15 protein-coding genes and 1 other annotated feature are annotated in these 16,602 nt (G+C 37.2%); of the genes, 1 reads left to right on the top strand and 14 read right to left on the bottom strand.

The genetic code is table 11. The annotated features are described in order from the left end of the window. Positions 1–19: 19 nt before the first annotated feature. The 9 genes from metG to AC1DFT_RS15900 form a co-directional block, all read right to left on the bottom strand. Positions 20–1,660: a methionine--tRNA ligase gene (gene metG / locus AC1DFT_RS15940; RefSeq protein WP_478159807.1), complete on the bottom strand. Its 1,641-nt coding sequence runs from the start codon at positions 1,658–1,660 to the stop codon at positions 20–22. A gap of 46 nt (positions 1,661–1,706) precedes the next feature. Beyond that, positions 1,707–1,946: a binding site (T-box leader), on the bottom strand. A 210-nt stretch (positions 1,947–2,156) separates the two neighbouring features. Further along, positions 2,157–2,378, bottom strand: a complete 222-nt coding sequence (locus tag AC1DFT_RS15935; protein ID WP_478159805.1) for a helix-turn-helix domain-containing protein — start codon at positions 2,376–2,378, stop codon at positions 2,157–2,159. A 9-nt stretch (positions 2,379–2,387) separates the two neighbouring features. Then, entirely contained in the window at positions 2,388–2,870 is a 483-nt protein-coding gene (locus AC1DFT_RS15930) for a DUF2975 domain-containing protein (RefSeq protein WP_478159803.1), read from the bottom strand. A 95-nt stretch (positions 2,871–2,965) separates the two neighbouring features. Next, a complete protein-coding gene (locus AC1DFT_RS15925; RefSeq protein ID WP_478159801.1) occupies positions 2,966–3,706 on the bottom strand; it encodes a ZinT family metal-binding protein in 741 nt (246 codons plus the stop codon). A 394-nt stretch (positions 3,707–4,100) separates the two neighbouring features. Further along, positions 4,101–5,018 carry a VOC family protein gene (locus AC1DFT_RS15920; protein WP_478159799.1) on the bottom strand — a complete coding sequence of 306 codons (918 nt, stop codon included), beginning with the start codon at positions 5,016–5,018 and terminating at the stop codon, positions 4,101–4,103. Positions 5,019–5,152: 134 nt separating this feature from the next. Further along, complete coding sequence (locus AC1DFT_RS15915) at positions 5,153–5,911, bottom strand: ABC transporter ATP-binding protein (protein WP_478159797.1); 759 nt, start codon at positions 5,909–5,911, stop codon at positions 5,153–5,155. A gap of 3 nt (positions 5,912–5,914) precedes the next feature. Next, entirely contained in the window at positions 5,915–8,227 is a 2,313-nt protein-coding gene (locus tag AC1DFT_RS15910; RefSeq protein ID WP_478159795.1) for an ABC transporter permease, read from the bottom strand. Positions 8,228–8,665: 438 nt separating this feature from the next. Next, positions 8,666–9,448 carry a glucose 1-dehydrogenase gene (locus AC1DFT_RS15905; RefSeq protein ID WP_478159793.1) on the bottom strand — a complete coding sequence of 261 codons (783 nt, stop codon included), beginning with the start codon at positions 9,446–9,448 and terminating at the stop codon, positions 8,666–8,668. A gap of 17 nt (positions 9,449–9,465) precedes the next feature. Beyond that, positions 9,466–10,236, bottom strand: a complete 771-nt coding sequence (locus AC1DFT_RS15900) for an SDR family NAD(P)-dependent oxidoreductase (protein WP_478159791.1) — start codon at positions 10,234–10,236, stop codon at positions 9,466–9,468. Between the two features lie 143 nt (positions 10,237–10,379). Between AC1DFT_RS15900 and AC1DFT_RS15895 the strand changes: the two genes are divergently transcribed. After that, complete coding sequence (locus AC1DFT_RS15895) at positions 10,380–11,024, top strand: TetR/AcrR family transcriptional regulator (protein ID WP_478159789.1); 645 nt, start codon at positions 10,380–10,382, stop codon at positions 11,022–11,024. Positions 11,025–11,182: 158 nt separating this feature from the next. Here the strand turns inward: AC1DFT_RS15895 and AC1DFT_RS15890 are convergent, their stop codons facing one another. The 5 genes from AC1DFT_RS15890 to AC1DFT_RS15870 form a co-directional block, all read right to left on the bottom strand. Beyond that, the gene (locus AC1DFT_RS15890) at positions 11,183–13,114 is read right to left on the bottom strand and encodes an FUSC family protein (protein ID WP_478159787.1); all 1,932 of its coding nucleotides are present in this window, start codon (positions 13,112–13,114) and stop codon (positions 11,183–11,185) included. Positions 13,115–13,382: 268 nt separating this feature from the next. After that, a complete protein-coding gene (locus AC1DFT_RS15885; protein ID WP_478159785.1) occupies positions 13,383–13,760 on the bottom strand; it encodes an SET domain-containing protein in 378 nt (125 codons plus the stop codon). A gap of 335 nt (positions 13,761–14,095) precedes the next feature. Next, entirely contained in the window at positions 14,096–14,479 is a 384-nt protein-coding gene (locus AC1DFT_RS15880; protein ID WP_478159783.1) for a VOC family protein, read from the bottom strand. 180 nt (positions 14,480–14,659) lie between these two features. Beyond that, complete coding sequence (locus AC1DFT_RS15875) at positions 14,660–14,935, bottom strand: ArsR/SmtB family transcription factor (RefSeq protein ID WP_478159781.1); 276 nt, start codon at positions 14,933–14,935, stop codon at positions 14,660–14,662. A 406-nt stretch (positions 14,936–15,341) separates the two neighbouring features. Next, complete coding sequence (locus AC1DFT_RS15870) at positions 15,342–16,058, bottom strand: dihydropteridine reductase (protein ID WP_478159779.1); 717 nt, start codon at positions 16,056–16,058, stop codon at positions 15,342–15,344. Positions 16,059–16,602: the final 544 nt, after the last annotated feature.

Raw genomic sequence — 16,602 nt, 5'->3', positions numbered from 1 at the left:
TCTCTTGAACCAACTTAAGCTAATCATTAATTGCATTTACTTTTAGTTTTTCAAGTTCCAGTTCGATTTGTTTTACATCTATGCGTTCGTATAGTGGCTTAATATGTGTAATTTGTAATGGCAATAGTTCAATAACATTCCAGTTGTTAAATTGTATATTCAACATTTTTCCAATCTCTTTACACCCAAAAGGCAGAAAAGGTTGTAATAGTTGTGCTAAATTTTGAATGATGTACACACAAGTAGCTAGTGTTTCTTCGCAGTGCACTTTATTAGTATTCACTGTAATCCAAGGCTGTCTTTCATCAAAATAACGATTTGCTGCACGGACAGCTTCAAATATTGTTTCTATTGCTTTTTTGAAACTTCCTGATTCTATTAACCGCCCTACCGATTGATATAAAGAAGCTATTTCACGTTGTACAATTTCATCCACGGTTTCTTGAGGCACCCTTGAATCAAATGTTTTTTCGATAAACTTTAAGTTGCGGTTCACAAAATTAGCGAATGCACCAAGTAATTCACCGTTATGACTATAAACAAACTCACGCCAAGAAAAGTCTGTATCACGGTTTTCCGGGGCATTGACTGTTAAAAAATAGCGAAGTGAGTCAGGATGATAGTCTTTCAAAATATCAGGCACCCAAACCGCCCAATTTTGACTTGTGGACAGTTTTCGTTTTTCCAGTGTCAAATACTCATTCGATATAATATTCGTTGGAATAGCTGGATTTCCAAAACCCATTAAAATGGCTGGCCAAATCACCGTATGGAATGGAATATTATCTTTTCCATGAATATAATAGGATGTCGCGCTAGTATTCCACCATTTTGAAACGTCTATATCATGCTGTTTTCCCCATTCTAAACTTGCGGTATAATACCCTGCTACCGCTTCAATCCAAACGTAAATCTTTTTCCCTTCAAAGCCAGGCACTGGAACATCTATCCCATTTGGCAAATCTCTTGTTACAGCACGATCGGGAAGCCCTTCTGCTAAATAGCGTTTTGTTAAAGCAATAGCATTATCTCGCCAACGTTTTTCTAAGGCTGCTTTTGCAACATAACCTTCTAATTCTTGCTGGAATTTACTAAATGAAAAATAGAAATGCTCCGTCTCTCGAATTTCTGGTTCATTCCCACAAATTTTACATCGCTTTTCTAATAAATCGAGTGGATCTAAAATCGTTGAGCAGTTGTCGCATTGATCGCCACGAGCTTTTGAACCACAGTTCGGACAAACTCCTTCGACAAAACGATCCGGCAAAAATTGAGTGTCTGTTGCGCAGTATGCCTGCTCTATTTTCTTTTTGTATAAGAACCCATTTTCAAACAATGTTAAAAATATTTTTTGTACGGACTTGTGATGATGCTCAACATCGGTTCTAGTGTATAAATCATAGCTAAAGCCAAGCTTATGGAATGAGTCTATAAATTCATGATGATAATGATCTGCAATTGCTTTTACAGTTGTATGTTCTTGATTGGCCCGAATCGAGATCGGTGTTCCATTACAATCACTCCCCGAAACATATAAAACATCCTCTCCCTTTTGACGAAAGTATCTTGCTAAAATATCTCCTGGTAAAAGTGCTGCAATATGTCCTAAATGCAACGATCCATTTGCATACGGCCAAGCACCACCGATGAAAATTGCCATATGTTACTCCTCCTTTAAAATAAAAAAACGCCCTAATCGTAAAAACGATTAGGACGAGTAGACTCGTGTTACCACCTAAATTCGCAAATAGCTCACACTATTTGCCTTATCCAGTACGTATTCATACTGCTGCTGTTATAACGAGTGCCCTTCTCGTCGTAGCCTACTATTAGTTCGGTACGAAAGCTCAAAGGTCATGTTCAGTAAGGTTCATTTGCTTCTTTCCCACCATCAGAAGCTCTCTTTGAAAATCTACTTACTTACTCTTCCTTTTCAACGCGTAGTTATTCATTTGAAATTTATTCTACCAACACAGGAACAAAATTGCAATATTCAAATTTTATAAATCATTTGCACCAAGTCGATTCTTAAATGGTATGTAGCCAACAGAAAAACACCTTGAAGTTGGCTTTAAGTATTTAATACCTGTTTTCCAATTTCAACGTGTTTTTAATTTAGGTATCATCATTGTTTAAATACCCAGCTTTGTTACCTATTATGCTTGAACATCTTCGTCGCTTTTGTATTCCAAAATGTCCCCCGGCTGACAATCCAAAGCTTTGCATATCGCTTCTAATGTTGAAAAACGCACCGCTTTTGCTTTGCCATTTTTTAAAATGGAAAGGTTGGCCATCGTAATTCCGACCCGCTCCGAAAGCTCCGTAACGCTCATTTTTCGTTTTGCTAACATCACATCAATATTAATAATAATCGCCATATCCTCACCTCAGACCGTTAAATCATTTTCAGATTTTATATCTATGGCATTTTTCAGTAGCTTTTGAAGAACTGCCGCAAAGACTGCTATCACTAGAGTAGCAAAAATCAGAACCATTCCAATTAGGATAATACCCGGGGCATCGTCCATCTCTGCAATCATATAGAAAAGTGGCATGCCTAGTACAAACAAAATACTTATTGTGATTGCACTGTATTTTATCTTCTTTAAAGCTGTTATAGATAATTCCGAGAAGGCTTTATTCTTATCAATATAATCTAACAGTTTAAAAGATTGATACAAAGCAAAATAAAAAGGTATTGCTGCAGCATACAAATCGACATATACGAGATATTTTAAATACACGTGATCCGGATACAATTCTGTAACAAAACTTGCTATCTCCGGCACTAAAAAGATACACAAAGCCAGAACCGGCATTCCCATAACAATAAGCGCTAACTTTAAAAATAATGTTGTTCCTCGTTTCAAAAAAGACACCTCACTTATTATTGTCCTTTTTAATTTAACACATTATTTATCGATTTACAATAATATTTTATTGTTTAATGATTAATGATTAATGATTAATGAGCTATCATCTCATGGGCAATATCATGTCCACCCAATTCTGACGGGTAGTAGGTAGGCCATTTCGTAACTTCCTTTAATAAAGCCTCACGGTCTTCCCCCCAATATAGGTGGTAATGATCAGATTCGGTTGGAAAGATAATATGATCACTAAATTGAATATACCGTGGAAGTCCTTCCTTTTCTTCAGCTAGTTTAAATATGTATCTTACTCCTCTATTCCCCGCATCATACGTTAGAATTTCGTACCCGTCATGGTGATACTCACCGCTGTATTCTTCTCCATTTTTGAAAAACGTTACAATATCACCTTTAATCACGATACGCTCAACGTCTGTTTTATAACCTATATTATAATATTCTTTGTATGCTTCTGCTGTCATATCACCTTTATGTTCTGCTTTATGAGCAAATACTTCGTCAAGCGTACCATCTTGTAGGTATGGATATACAGATTGCCAGTCCCCCTCCCAGTCGGAGAGTGAACGATCTTCCACTTGACTGTCTTCAAAATAGCCATCATAGTTTTTTTTTGTTTCTTCATTACTTACATGACTGTGATCATGTTCACTTTCAGATGTCTGCTCTTGCGTTTTGGATGAACCTTCTGCAACTGACGAAGGTGCTGTTGTTTCATTAGACTCGGCTTCGGATGAACCTGAATCCTGACACCCTGCTAATACTAGTAAAATACTAATAGTTAATAGGCCTAACCCTTTTGTAAAAGAAATTTTCATAAAAACTCTCCCTTTCCATAAATCGTAATGATTACGCTTTGAATTATATATATCACTTGTATTAACGTCAAGGAAAATTATCTTTATATAAAAGAATAATTTCGCCATTCCAACATTTTTCAGTGTCCTAGATGGCATTAGTGCCCCAATGTAAAGAACAAACTTAATATCCCTAGTAAAAGCATTTTTTTCTCCTACCTGGACGGCGCATATTAAAGGGGATAACAGTATCAGTGACCAATCCACCTATTATCCGCAATTTGAAGAGAATAAAAAATTTTATGAATGAATGTTCGATACATTTTTAAAATAAAAATAATCAATTATAGTACCGGCGCATAAAAAAAGGATGATGCTCACTTTCGAAGCATCATCCTTTTATTAATCTAAACCTTTATTTTCCCTTGTATGCTTGCTGTAATTCGGCCAGATTTAATTTTTTCATTTTTAGAAGCACTTGCATTACACGGTCAATCTGCTCCGGTGTACCATTTTGCATCATTTCGTCCATTACGCTCGGTACGATTTGCCAAGACAAGCCATACTGATCTTTCAGCCAGCCACATTGCTCCGATTCAGGGACGAAAGAAAGCTTTTCCCAATAGTAATCCATCTCTTCTTGTGTGTCGCAATACACCATAAATGAGATGGCTTCGTTGAAACTGAATTTATGTTCATGCGCACTGTCCATTGCAACAAACCAATGATTTTCAAGCATCATATCAGCAAACATAACGGTCCCTTCTTTGTCAGGTTCCATTCCTTTAGGGTAACGTACGAGACTGCCCTGCTTTGCATCCTTCAAAACGGACGTATAAAAATGAATCGCCTCTTCCGTTTTCCCACATTTTTCGCCGACAAACAAAAGGGACGGCACTATCGAAGGTCGCTCTTCACCTTCTGGGTTCGTCAGTATTAACTGCCATGACAGTCCATACTTATCTTGAATCCAACCATACTTTTCACTAAATGGATACTGACCGAATGGCATCAACACTGTACCACCTTCGGACAATTGGTTCCAAACCTCACTTATTTTCTCTACTGCATCTTTTTCCCTCGACGGATCAAAATTAACCATGAAGGAAATGGACGGATTGATCTTAAAAAATGGACCACCATCGATTGCCATAAACTTCTGTCCCCAAATTTCAAAAGAGACTTGATCACAGTCACCAGATGGTGTATCACGCAATGTTGTTATATCTGTAACTTTGGAATGTGGAAATATAGAAGTGTAAAATTCTGCTGCTTCTTTTGCTTCTTTGTCATACCATAAATGCGGAACGATTTTTTGGACTGTTTTAGTCATAGTTATTCCTCCTGATTTTTTTATAAGACAAAGTTGTTCGTTTCTTTTCAATCACTTCACGGATATTATAACGTAAAAAAACGAGACATCATACAAAAATACATGTCTCGTTTTGGGTTCCTGATACTCAACATTCAGATTCCTATTTCCCGCATTTTCAAGGTAACCTTTTCAACTCTTCCATCAATATCCTTCCCAACAAACTTCGGAAGCTTCAACTCTCTCACTATTTTTCCGTCACGCATAAACAGAACCCGCTCCGTCCGCGCCGCAACCTTCGCATCGTGCGTGACAAGCATAATTGCTGTACCGTTTGCGTTGATTTCGGAAAATATGTCCATTATCTCCTGTGCAGATTTTGAGTTTAGTGCTCCCGTAGGCTCATCGCCGAATATGATTTTCGGGTTGTTCATAAGTGCGCGGCATATTCCTGCACGCTGAAGCTGACCTCCCGAAACCTGTGTAATATCGCGATTTTCAAGCGCTTCAATACCTACCCTTTTCATAAGCACTCTTGCCTTTTCCGAAATGTTGTCAACGTTTTTTCTGTTGTCACGCATAGATGGAAGAATGATGTTGTCGAGGATATTCAAGTTTTTGAGCATGGTCGGCTGTTGAAAAACAAATCCCATTTTTGTTCTACGTATATCTGAAAGCTCCTTCTCTCCTACCGTCGATAAATTTCTGTCGTCAAAAAAGACGTTTCCACCATCAACACTATCCATTCCACTCAGCGCAAACATTAGCGTTGATTTTCCCGAGCCTGATGGTCCCATAACTGCAACGAACTCGCCCTCTCTTATTTCAACAGTCACTTCGCTTAGAACATTATGCTTTTCATCGCCCTGGCCGAAAGATTTTACGATATGATCACCGATAATAATCTTGTTCATACTCTACTCCTTTATATGTTCGGATATTTTTATTTTTCCAGCATTTGATGTACCAATTATTGTTGCAATAAGTACTGCACATCCCATTAATAGTGGACTAAGCAGGTATGCTGAAAGCGGATTGACCGTAAAATTAAATGTCGACGCTCCAAACGAGGAAATCATCAGACCCGCAAGCATCTCTCCGAGTGTGTTTGCCAGAAGCGTACCGACAACAATGCCTACTATTAATACGAATATGGACCGCGATATATATTGCATCTTAATGTCTGAGTTTGTAAAACCAAACGACTTCATGACAGCAATGGAATGCCTATCCTTTGCAACAAGCATTTTCATAAATAACAGTGTAACAAGTATTGTAATAATCAATGCAATGGCAACGGCAGCATAGGATGCCATTTCAACAGAACTTATTGTAGAGCCAAGCGTCTGCGAAACAAATTCATCTATGTCGGACACCTTTGCAAAGTCAAAACTGTCCGTATATTCCGAAACTTTTGTTTCTACAAGCGATTTATCCGAAATCCCAACACTAACAATGCTCCAAATAATGTCCGCCGAATGGTCGGTAAAAACAGCTTTTGCAGTTTTACCGCCGTTAGTAATATCGGAATATATTCCACTTACCATGAGGTCTTTCTCCTGCCCCTCCATCACTAGCGTAATGACATCGCCAACCTTTTTGCTCATCTCACTTGCGTTAATAGCTGAAAGTGCAATTTCATCATTACCGACAGGTGCTCTGCCTTCGGAATATTGTATAGGAAATGCCGAATGGTCGCCGAGTTCAATTTTAATATTTTCCTCTGATCCGTCTTTCGATTTTACTTTAAATGTTTTTGTTGTAAGAAGGGCATATTTTGAAATGGACCTGTCACTGTCTATCGTTTTTAAAATATCAGCAACTTCCTTTTCAGCGGTATTGCTCGTCTGTATACGCAAGTCATAGTTTCCAATCCCCATATAATTGATGAAGCTTTTGGAGGAAATCGTGTTGTATAGATTCTGTGGAACAATTAGGATAAATGCCGAAATCACCAGCACCGCTAAGATAGTACTGTACAGCTTTTTCCTTGTGAGAACATCTTTGATACCGAGAAAAATATTCGTGTTAAAGAACCTATTTCTACTCAGGGAAAAATGCTTTACACCCGTAGTTTTTTCCTGAGAAGTACCAAAGCGTATTGCTTCTGCGGCGGATATTTTCCGAAAGCGTTTCAAAACGAAGTTTACATAAGCAATAATTGCAAGAAATACAAGCAGGATGCCGATGATTCCTAAGACAGAAGCAAAAGTGGAATTTTCGCTCTCCCCCATAAAAAGCCGAATATTTTCAAGAAGCATACCTTGAAATACAAGCGAAAGAATATACCCAAGAATACTACCTGTAGCGGCAATTGCCATGTATTTCGAAAGATAAATCTTCTTTATGTCGGAAAGACGGAGCCCTATTGCTTTCATCACGCCAATTTCACGGTAATCGTCTTCTATTTTCGCAAGAAGCGTAAAACGTATACTCATAAACGCGATTGCAACGACAAGTACGCTTACAAGAAGGATAACTGCAATCATCATTCCGTCCGAAATCGCGTTCATCATTTTGAAAAGTGTATAGGTAACTGTTGGCCCGTTCGCTTCAAGTCCTGCTGTCGCATAAGCAGTTTCAAATGCCCCGAGCTCCGAGAAATCCTTTAATCTGAACTCAATCAAATACTCCGTACTTCCAAGGTTTTTCATGTCCGCGTAATCATGGCTACTTACAAGAAATCGCTTAGATGCAGAGAGTGAGGAATTCATCGTTGAATCACGGAGAAATCCCGCAACGGTAAATTCCTTCCCGCTTATGACGGCCTTGTCACCGACCTTTGTCGTGTTGTCCTTCATATAGCTTACTGGAACATACAGTTCACCGTCAGATACGTTGAGGATGTTACCATCAAGATCAAGAAGGTAATCGAATTTTTCGTTCTGTACGCTGAGACCATTGTCCTGGACACTATTGGCAAGCGATTTATCGCCAAGAATAATTTGCGCACTGTCTATGCCTAGAAATTCAACTACCTGAAATTCATCGACATTGCTATGTTGCTCCGCAAAAGATGTAAGCCGTGCTGTATCCATTTCACCCGAATGCATCTGCATAAAATGTGGAGTTTTCGCTTGTGTCATCAGGTTATCGACTGCGCCCGAAAGATTGACGACGAGTATTGCCGCAAGCGAAACAAGCATAGCTGAAACAGCAACAAATACCATTGTTGTAAAACTGACTGCTTTGCTTTTTAATAGGTCATTACGGATAATTCTATAATTCATAAGTCACCTCTGTTTCAAGATAAAATACCTGTAAAAACAAAAAATCTAAAACCAACTACTCCTAAAATGATTCCCCCTTTCACTTATAAAGTCTTCTATTATGTAACTATACAATTGCACTCCATTTTACTTATCGGTCTTTAAGTTGAATTTCACCTGAGACTTTAGACTGACTAAAAGGAAAATTGAAACAAAAAACCTTTCCAATTAACATGGAAAGGTTAACATATATCTTATGGTTTAGAAAAAATAAGAGTTGTCGAAACAACTCTTCGGATAACACTGATAACTTATTTCTTCAAAACAGGGAAATTGCATAATTAGTATATATGCCTTTTATGGTGCCAGGCACGCAAACAATTCAGAGCACACACAAAAGGTATTGGTTTCCCAATACCTTTTGTGAACTTAACGATTCATCGAATAAATCGACAATAATTAATATTTATAAGATTGGCCGCCATCGATTGGCACAACTACACCATTAATGAAATCTGCTTGATCGGAAAGTAGGAAGGCAACTAAGTAACCAACCTCTTCTGGTTTACCGAAGCGACGCATTGGGTTTGGTTGTACAAACTCTTTTCCTATCTCTTCCCAATTATCGCCACCCATTTGACGTAATGAGCCCTCTACCATTGGTGTCATAATTGCACCTGGCGCGATTGCTTTAATCGACACGCCGAATTGCCCATATTCAATCGCAGAGTTACGTGTTAGCCCTACAACACCGTGTTTAGATGCCGCGTAACCAGATTGATTACCAACCCCGCGAATACCCCCAACAGACGCAGTATTCACAATTGAACCAGAGCCTTGTTCTTTCATTACTTTTAATACATATTTCATGCCGTAGAAAACACCATTCAAGTTAATGGAAACAACTTTTTGGAACTCTTCGATGCCGAAGTCTTCTGTTAAGTCTTGTTTTCCTTCGATTCCTGCATTGTTAAAGAAGCCGTCAATTTTGCCGAACTTTTCAACCGTTGCATCTACAAAGCCTTTTACAGCATCTTCATCCGCTACGTTTGCCGTTATTAATAACGTTTCAGTTTGTGAAGCAATGGCTAACACTTTTTCTTCTGTTTCTTTTAAGCCTGCTTCGTTTAAGTCCACTAATACTAATTTAGCGCCCTCCGCTGCCAATTGAAGGGAAGCTGCTTGTCCAAGACCTGAGCCTGCACCTGTAACGATTACTACTTTTTCATCAAAACGTTTCATGTTGTTTCCCTCCGTTTTTAAATATTATATAATGCCCCATCGATTGTGTAAGATGAAGAACTTACATAAGAAGCTTCATCTGACAGTAAAAATGCAATGACATTCGCTACCTCTTGTGGTTCACCATAGCGTTTCATTGGAACAGCCTCTTGATATGCTGATTGTGCTGCTTCCGCTGCTCCTGGAGCTACTTTTGATTCAATCTGACGCATCATTTGTGTATTGATGACACCAGGGTTTACTGTGTTAACGCGTACATTATAAGGTGCAGCTTCTAACGCCGCTACTTTATTCATACCCATTAATGCATGTTTGGAAGAGTTATACAGCATCATATTTGGCGAGCCAATTAATCCTGCTACTGAAGCGGTGTTAACAATTGATCCTGCTTGTTGCTGTTTCATGATTGGTAATACATATTTTAAACCGTAGAAAGCACCTTTTACGTTAATGCTATATACGAAATCGAAATCTTGTTCTGTAATTTCTTCTAAAATTTTTGCTGGTCCTTCAACCCCAGCATTATTTGCGAATCCATCAATGCGACCGAATGTTGCAATTGTTTGATCCACATAATTTTTTACTTCTGCTTCTTTTGAAACATCTGCTTTTAATGTAAGGACACGATCTTTCCCTAAGTGAAGCTCTGCTGCAACAGATTGCACTGCTTCCTCATTTAAATCAACAAGTGCTAACTTTGCCCCCTCACTAGCAAGCTTACGAGCAATCTCTTTACCGATACCGCCTGCAGCACCTGTAATAATTACGACTTTGTTTTCAAATCTCATTGTCAGTACCCCCTAATGATTCTACGTCACTTACAATCATATTTTACTCCACCTTCTTTACTATATACCATCCGTAAAAGTTGCTATAATGTTGAAGAAACCAACACTTTCATTAAATTTGTCTAATAGGGGAGAAATATTTTATGAAACCCAATTCCACCCAATCTTTACGTACAAAGCATTTCTTAAAAAACGCATTTATTGAAATGGTACTTAAAAAAGGATTCAGCGCTGTTACGGTAATAGACATTGTCGATTATGCACAATACAATCGAACAACTTTTTATGTGTATTATCAAAATATAGATGATCTTGTTAAAGAATTAATGGATGAAATGTTCGAAGCCATTCAGTATTACAGCGTGTCTAAGTATAAAAGCGATAATCGGATGAAAGTAACAGAGTTAACATCAGACTCTTTCGAATTACTGTATTACATTTACGATCATCGTGATTACTTTAAGCTATTACTGTTAAAAGATACATTACCACATATTCACCACCAACTACCTGATGCAATTTTTCAATTATTGAAAGTTAAATTCGAAATTCAATATGATGCTCCTTTTGTTGATGATCATGCACAAAAACGCTATATGGCCTACGGTACAGCTGGTTTAATCATGGACTGGATTGCAAAAGATTTTGATGTAACCCCTGCCGAAATGACGAAACGCCTGATTAGTATTTTAAACACCTTCGCAAAAGGATTTGTTATCAATGAAATGGAAGCGCCAACAGATATTAAACAAGATTTAACAGATGGAAAAGCAGGACAAATTCGATGAACATTGTAATGTTTTTGATGAGATTAAATATGAGATAATAGATACTAACTGAGTAAAATTATTAGCAGACTAAGAGGTTAGGTTAGGTTAGATTCGATTGACTTGCTAAGATAGAAAAAGGAGTGCTAGGCTTCTATACCTGCACTCCTTTTTCTATTTCATTCACCCTTCATCCCACTTGCATGCAGTGAATCCTGCAGACGTTGGACTTCCGCTTGTATTTTATTAAATCTTTTTATAGCAGGAATCGACTTTTTAGAAAATCCTATTTCCTGTTCTGCTGATTTTGCCATTGTTTCAAATACGAGTAGCATTTGCGAAAGTTCGCTATCAGTTAGTACAGGTCGATCTTTATATTTAGCCGAGGTATCTAGTAAATAACCGAGCTGTTCAATCGAATGGATCGCAGGATATAGACGATCCAGCCGTCCTTTATCTCTAGGAATTTCTCCTAAAGCAGTCGTATAGACAATTTTTAAATTCGTAAGGTTTGTCTGCATTTTGCTTAGCTCTCTTGAATATTCAGGTTTTATTAGACTAGATTCGCTCGAAAAAAGTGTATGAAAAAACTGTTGTTGGCTTCGAATTGTTTTTGCCATTGTGTGGGGAACCATACTTGCTGCACTTTTCCTGTTCATAATGAGAGTCCCAATTATACCGATTGCACATCCGATGAGTACATCCAATACACGAGCAGATGCAAAATAGGAGATATCATGTATTTTTGCAGTACTTTCCGCAAGCAATAATGCATTCGGAGTAATAAATAAAGCTGCTATCCCATAATTCAAAACAATTGCAAGTTCTGTTAAAAATGTCAAAAGAAAAATAGCGATTGCAATGACATATCCCTCTGGTTGAAAATAGAGAATAGCTGTAGCGGTTAAAATGCCAATAATTGTTCCAATTGAACGCTGAATCGCCCGATGGAATGTCGCCATAATAGTAGCCCCTGATAAAACTGCGGCACACGATAACGTTACCCAATACGAGCGGTTAAAATCAAATGATTGTGCAATAACTGCAGCTACAAAAAGAACAGAACCGTATCTAATTGTATTCAAAAATACAACAGAATTCTTATCAAATGCTCCTCCAAGTACGATACGAAGAGATGGCTTAGAAATACTTATCTCTCGTTGAATATGGGACAACGGTTCATATAGAAGTATGCTAGCTTCATTTACTATTTCATACAAATGGGCAAGCTGGTTATTAGGCACTTCAAGTGATGGGATAATTTCTGGCTTTTTCTTTTCAATTGTATTGGAAATAGTTCGAAGGGTCTCTCCAATTTCGCTTGGCAATTTCCTCTCTAGCTTTTCCATATTTTCGAGCACATACAGAAACATATTATTTGCCTCTTCGTGCAATAAAACAAGGCGTTTAAACGTTTCCGAAACTCGCCAAGGAATGYATCCAGACAAGAGAAGTTCTTCTACTGATTTTAAAGAAGTTCCGATTTTTTGTTTGGAGCTATCGAAACCTTCCGTTCCCACCGATTCGATAAAAACAGCAAGTTCGGCGTATATTTTCTTTACTGCCACTTTCTCTGGTCCATGGGGGTTATTAAACCAACCAATCATACCAATAACCCAAGAAAATGCTCCACCTAGAAAAACAAGTCCTGCACGTAGTAGAGCTAATGATGGATCCACAGGCATTCCTGTACCCATTAAAAAAGCTAAAACAAAGAAGATTGCTGCCGGACCTGTAATTCGTAAAGCCCCAAACAAGAATGTACCAATAGCTCCGATTAAAGCAACGACAAACGCTGATACAAAGGGATAAGGTGCAACCAACGTGCCTAGTCCCATTACAATCGATAACCCCATTAATGCAAAAAATAATTTTTTAGCCCGAAATGCATAAGGTATATTAAATACATAAAGATATGTTAAGCCACCGAGACCAGCAATAAGTCCGTACTCTAAACTACCCAACAAATAACCGATTAGCACTGGTAAACCAGCACAAATACCTGCGCAAAAAGCCTTCATCCAAGGAAGGGGGTTCTTATTTACTGCAAAAGCTTGTTTAATGGTCAAAAGAAGTGTGGAAAAGATGGATTCAGAAGTGATATTTTTCAAGTAGATTCCCCCTTTTTAATTAGTAATTATACTGTCGAAACTGGGAGATAACAAAATTTTTGTACAGAAAGGGAGGCTTTCAACAAAGAAAAAGTGAAAGTCCTCATGGAAGTAAGCTGTTGCTAAAAAAGCGACACAGTTAATAGGTAAAAGGAGATCTATTTTTAGTGTGCTACTTAGTGTTTGTACTCTATGTGAGAATCAAACATTGAAATCAGAACATTCACGTTGTTGGAATGAACGTGAATGTTTCTAGCGGGGGCGTTTATTATTCCTGATTAAACCAAAGTGGATCTTTGTCATCAACGTCCCCATTATAATTGATTAGAATTTCATCTCCTGCTTTTATATCTGTAAAAGCATAAAAGTCAAATGTGTGATTTTTAAAGTTAATCTCATAATTTGCATTAGGTTCATAAGAATGATTAAACAACATTCCATACCCAAGAAGGATAGCCGATTTATTTGTTCCATATTCAAAAGCATAATCAGCGAGTAGCGTTTGCTCAATGTATTGATGTTCTTCGTTTGGATAAGAAATGACAGGTGCTTCATGGAAAAGTTGCCCTTTTTTAATATCGCATGTTGCAAATACGCCTCTATTGAATTCTCCATCACTTAATGGCGATGTTTTTACCTCAATCATATTTGTTCTCCTACTCATGTTTAAAATTTTCTTTCTAACTGTAACATTAATTTGCACATTGAGCTCTTTATTTGGCTATTTTAAACAAATTTCTAAAAAAAGATTTAATCAAAATTATATCCATAACTATTGTAGGTTCAATTCTTATATTAATAATTCCCTATCTTATTCGAACTTTTTTATAGAAATTTAAGTATTCTTTCCACAATCTGTCCTATTAGTCTGAGTGCATGAAAAAATCATCTATCCTCTAAGAAAGCAATAGAGGATAGATGATTTTAATCAAATGCCAAGCTTAAATATACTTTTTGAATTAGTCCTATGCCGTCAAAAGTTTACTGCTGTATTATCTGAATAAGGTTCCCGCATGTATCGTCGAAGACAGCTATTGTGACTTCGCCCATTTTTGTCGGTTCCATTGTAAACTTCACGCCGTTTTCCAATAATCGTTCGTATTCTTTATGAATATCTGCAACACCAAACATGGTTACTGGTATGCCTTCTTCAAATAGCTTTTTTTGATACTCTTTGGCTGCTGGATGATTATTGGGTTCGAGCAAAAGCTCAGTACCTACTTGCTCTTCGGGAGAAACAAGCGCAATCCATCTATATTCTCCGGTTGGAACGTCGTGCTTTTTTATAAAGCCTAGCTTTTCTGAATAAAACTTTAATGCCTTGTCTTGATCTTGTACAAATATACTAGTAACTATAATTTTCATATTGTTCTTACCTCCATTGATATTTGCGTCGTCTGGTACTATGGCTCTAAGCAAAAACCAGTTGTTCGCCCGAAACCCTATTCCTATAATGTCATCCATTCATAACAAACTCAGTGACTTCATCTACTTTTTTGACCCCTTACTTACGTCTGCGGGATATTTTGATCCTATTTTTTAAAATTATTCTATCCATTCCTTCAGCAAGTCTTTTAGTGGTTCGTTGTCGAACATAAGTACTCGATATTTTCCCTTTCGCTTTGATTTTACAAGCCCTGCATCTTCCAATAGAGAAAGATGTTTGGCTATCCCTTGTCGTGAAATGGTAAGGTTGTGCTTCATAATGAGACGTGCCGTTAATTCATATAATGTCATTTCCTTGCGTTCGGCTAGTTCGTCTAACATCAGTCGTCGAGATGAATCACTGAGTGCCTTGAATATAGCGTCTTTGTCCCACATACTTCTATTATAAGCAACCTTTTAGTTGCGTGTCAAAGAATTGATATTTAAGATTGGAGTACTTTAATTGAACAATGCTGTTGGAGTTTAAGGGTCAAAAAAATGCACTCCAATTGTTAGATGATGTCTAATAGTTGGAGTGCAGTTTCTAATAAAGGGTTTTATCGAACTTCATTTTAAATGATCAACTGTTATTCCAATGTTGTTTTGGAATAATGTTCGATTAAAAACACCTCGAAAACCCATATTTTACGTTACATAAAAAGACCCTATTTTGAAAAAAGATGGATCAAAACGGGCCATTCTTTATGAAGTATTATACAATTTTTATAAAAATATGTTGTTCCACAGTCGCCCACTGATCAATCATCTATTTAGTATTTACTAAGAAACTATTTTGTCTCGTTTAAATGGACAATTCAATCGATAAAAACTCAGACAGCTTTTGTTCGTGTTTGTCGAGCATAATCTGTTCTGGCTTGATGCCCTGCTCACGCAGTACTTCAATGTTCTGCACGAGGAATTCGTCGCTACCTACAACATAGAAGAGTCCATCCTTGTCTGCAGCAAGATTTTTCACTTCTTCATAATAGTCTTTACGATTATCGACGAACTGTGATGTGAACTTCTTGTCAGGTGCAGATTCAAAAATATTAGTGAACAAGAAATCTTTTGATGAATCGATATTCAAAGAATGAATTTGATTGACGTTGTCAGCACGTTCGAAATAATCAAGTACAAGCGGTCTGAAAGTGGCCAAACCAACACCTGATGACAGCAGGTAAACGTTTTTTTCTTCTCTTTTAAGCGGTACATTCGAATGGGTCTTAAATATTGCAACTTCATCGCCGACTTCAAGATTTCTTAAAATCGTTTTAAACTCAGAACACTGCTCTCTGATACGTGTTGTAATACCAATCGAATTTTCGTGCGGTAAAGTGGAAATCGACATATGGCGAATCAGGCTACGGTTTGGTTTATCTCCAGCATTAAAACCTTGCAATGCGAAGTGGGTGTGGGAACCTTCTTCCCATGTAAAGTCTTTCGGACAGTCGAGCAGGTACGTTTTAACCTCAGGTGTTTCTTCAATAATCTTATTTATTTTAGTCCAGTATATTTGCATGATATATTCTCCTCGCTCAATTATATGTATTGCTACTATCTAGCATACAATAATTGATAACTATTCTCAATTAAAAGGATTAATTGTTTTAGATAATTTATACAACTCGACTTTACAAGCACTTTAGAAAAAGGTTTTGAACTTACTACGGCTGAATATTCTATAATACGGAAAATAAAAAAAGCCAATTAACATAGACTTAAAAAAGGATAAATTAAATAAACATTAGTTGAAAAAATAATTTCACAAATAAGTTACAATTTCGAGCTTGTTCATATAAATTTCTTCCTATTTCAGTATAAATAAACGGCTACTTATTCTTTTAACAAATAATTTTAATAAAATTCATTGGATAGTCGATAACTATTAGAAGAAGTAATTATTCTTATCTTATGGTAAAGACGGGTTAATGGTGCGAAATGCTAACGGGTTTAGTAGTTTAAGATGGGAAGAAAAAACGCTCAGAGAAATATTCTCCAAGCGTTTTCATGTTATTTACAATTAGAATGTTAATTCGTAAGATTCTAATCATAAAATACTAGGA

The organism is Psychrobacillus sp. 05T411 (genome assembly GCF_056396485.1).
The sequence above is the reverse complement of the archived record's forward strand: the minus strand, read 5'-3'. Positions and strand labels throughout refer to the sequence as shown.

Excerpts from the sequence above, each read along its gene's own strand:
- AC1DFT_RS15925 (WP_478159801.1), bottom strand. The coding sequence starts at position 3,706 with ATGAAAATTTCTTTTACAAAAGGGTTAGGCCTATTAACTATTAGTATT.
- AC1DFT_RS15875 (WP_478159781.1), bottom strand. The coding sequence starts at position 14,935 with ATGTGGGACAAAGACGCTATATTCAAGGCACTCAGTGATTCATCTCGA.
- AC1DFT_RS15920 (WP_478159799.1), bottom strand. The coding sequence starts at position 5,018 with ATGACTAAAACAGTCCAAAAAATCGTTCCGCATTTATGGTATGACAAA.
- metG (WP_478159807.1), bottom strand. The coding sequence starts at position 1,660 with ATGGCAATTTTCATCGGTGGTGCTTGGCCGTATGCAAATGGATCGTTG.
- AC1DFT_RS15900 (WP_478159791.1), bottom strand. The coding sequence starts at position 10,236 with ATGAGATTTGAAAACAAAGTCGTAATTATTACAGGTGCTGCAGGCGGT.
- AC1DFT_RS15935 (WP_478159805.1), bottom strand. The coding sequence starts at position 2,378 with ATGGCGATTATTATTAATATTGATGTGATGTTAGCAAAACGAAAAATG.
- AC1DFT_RS15905 (WP_478159793.1), bottom strand. The coding sequence starts at position 9,448 with ATGAAACGTTTTGATGAAAAAGTAGTAATCGTTACAGGTGCAGGCTCA.
- AC1DFT_RS15885 (WP_478159785.1), bottom strand. The coding sequence starts at position 13,760 with ATGATTGAGGTAAAAACATCGCCATTAAGTGATGGAGAATTCAATAGA.
- AC1DFT_RS15915 (WP_478159797.1), bottom strand. The coding sequence starts at position 5,911 with ATGAACAAGATTATTATCGGTGATCATATCGTAAAATCTTTCGGCCAG.
- AC1DFT_RS15870 (WP_478159779.1), bottom strand. The coding sequence starts at position 16,058 with ATGCAAATATACTGGACTAAAATAAATAAGATTATTGAAGAAACACCT.
- AC1DFT_RS15910 (WP_478159795.1), bottom strand. The coding sequence starts at position 8,227 with ATGAATTATAGAATTATCCGTAATGACCTATTAAAAAGCAAAGCAGTC.
- AC1DFT_RS15895 (WP_478159789.1), top strand. The coding sequence starts at position 10,380 with ATGAAACCCAATTCCACCCAATCTTTACGTACAAAGCATTTCTTAAAA.
- AC1DFT_RS15880 (WP_478159783.1), bottom strand. The coding sequence starts at position 14,479 with ATGAAAATTATAGTTACTAGTATATTTGTACAAGATCAAGACAAGGCA.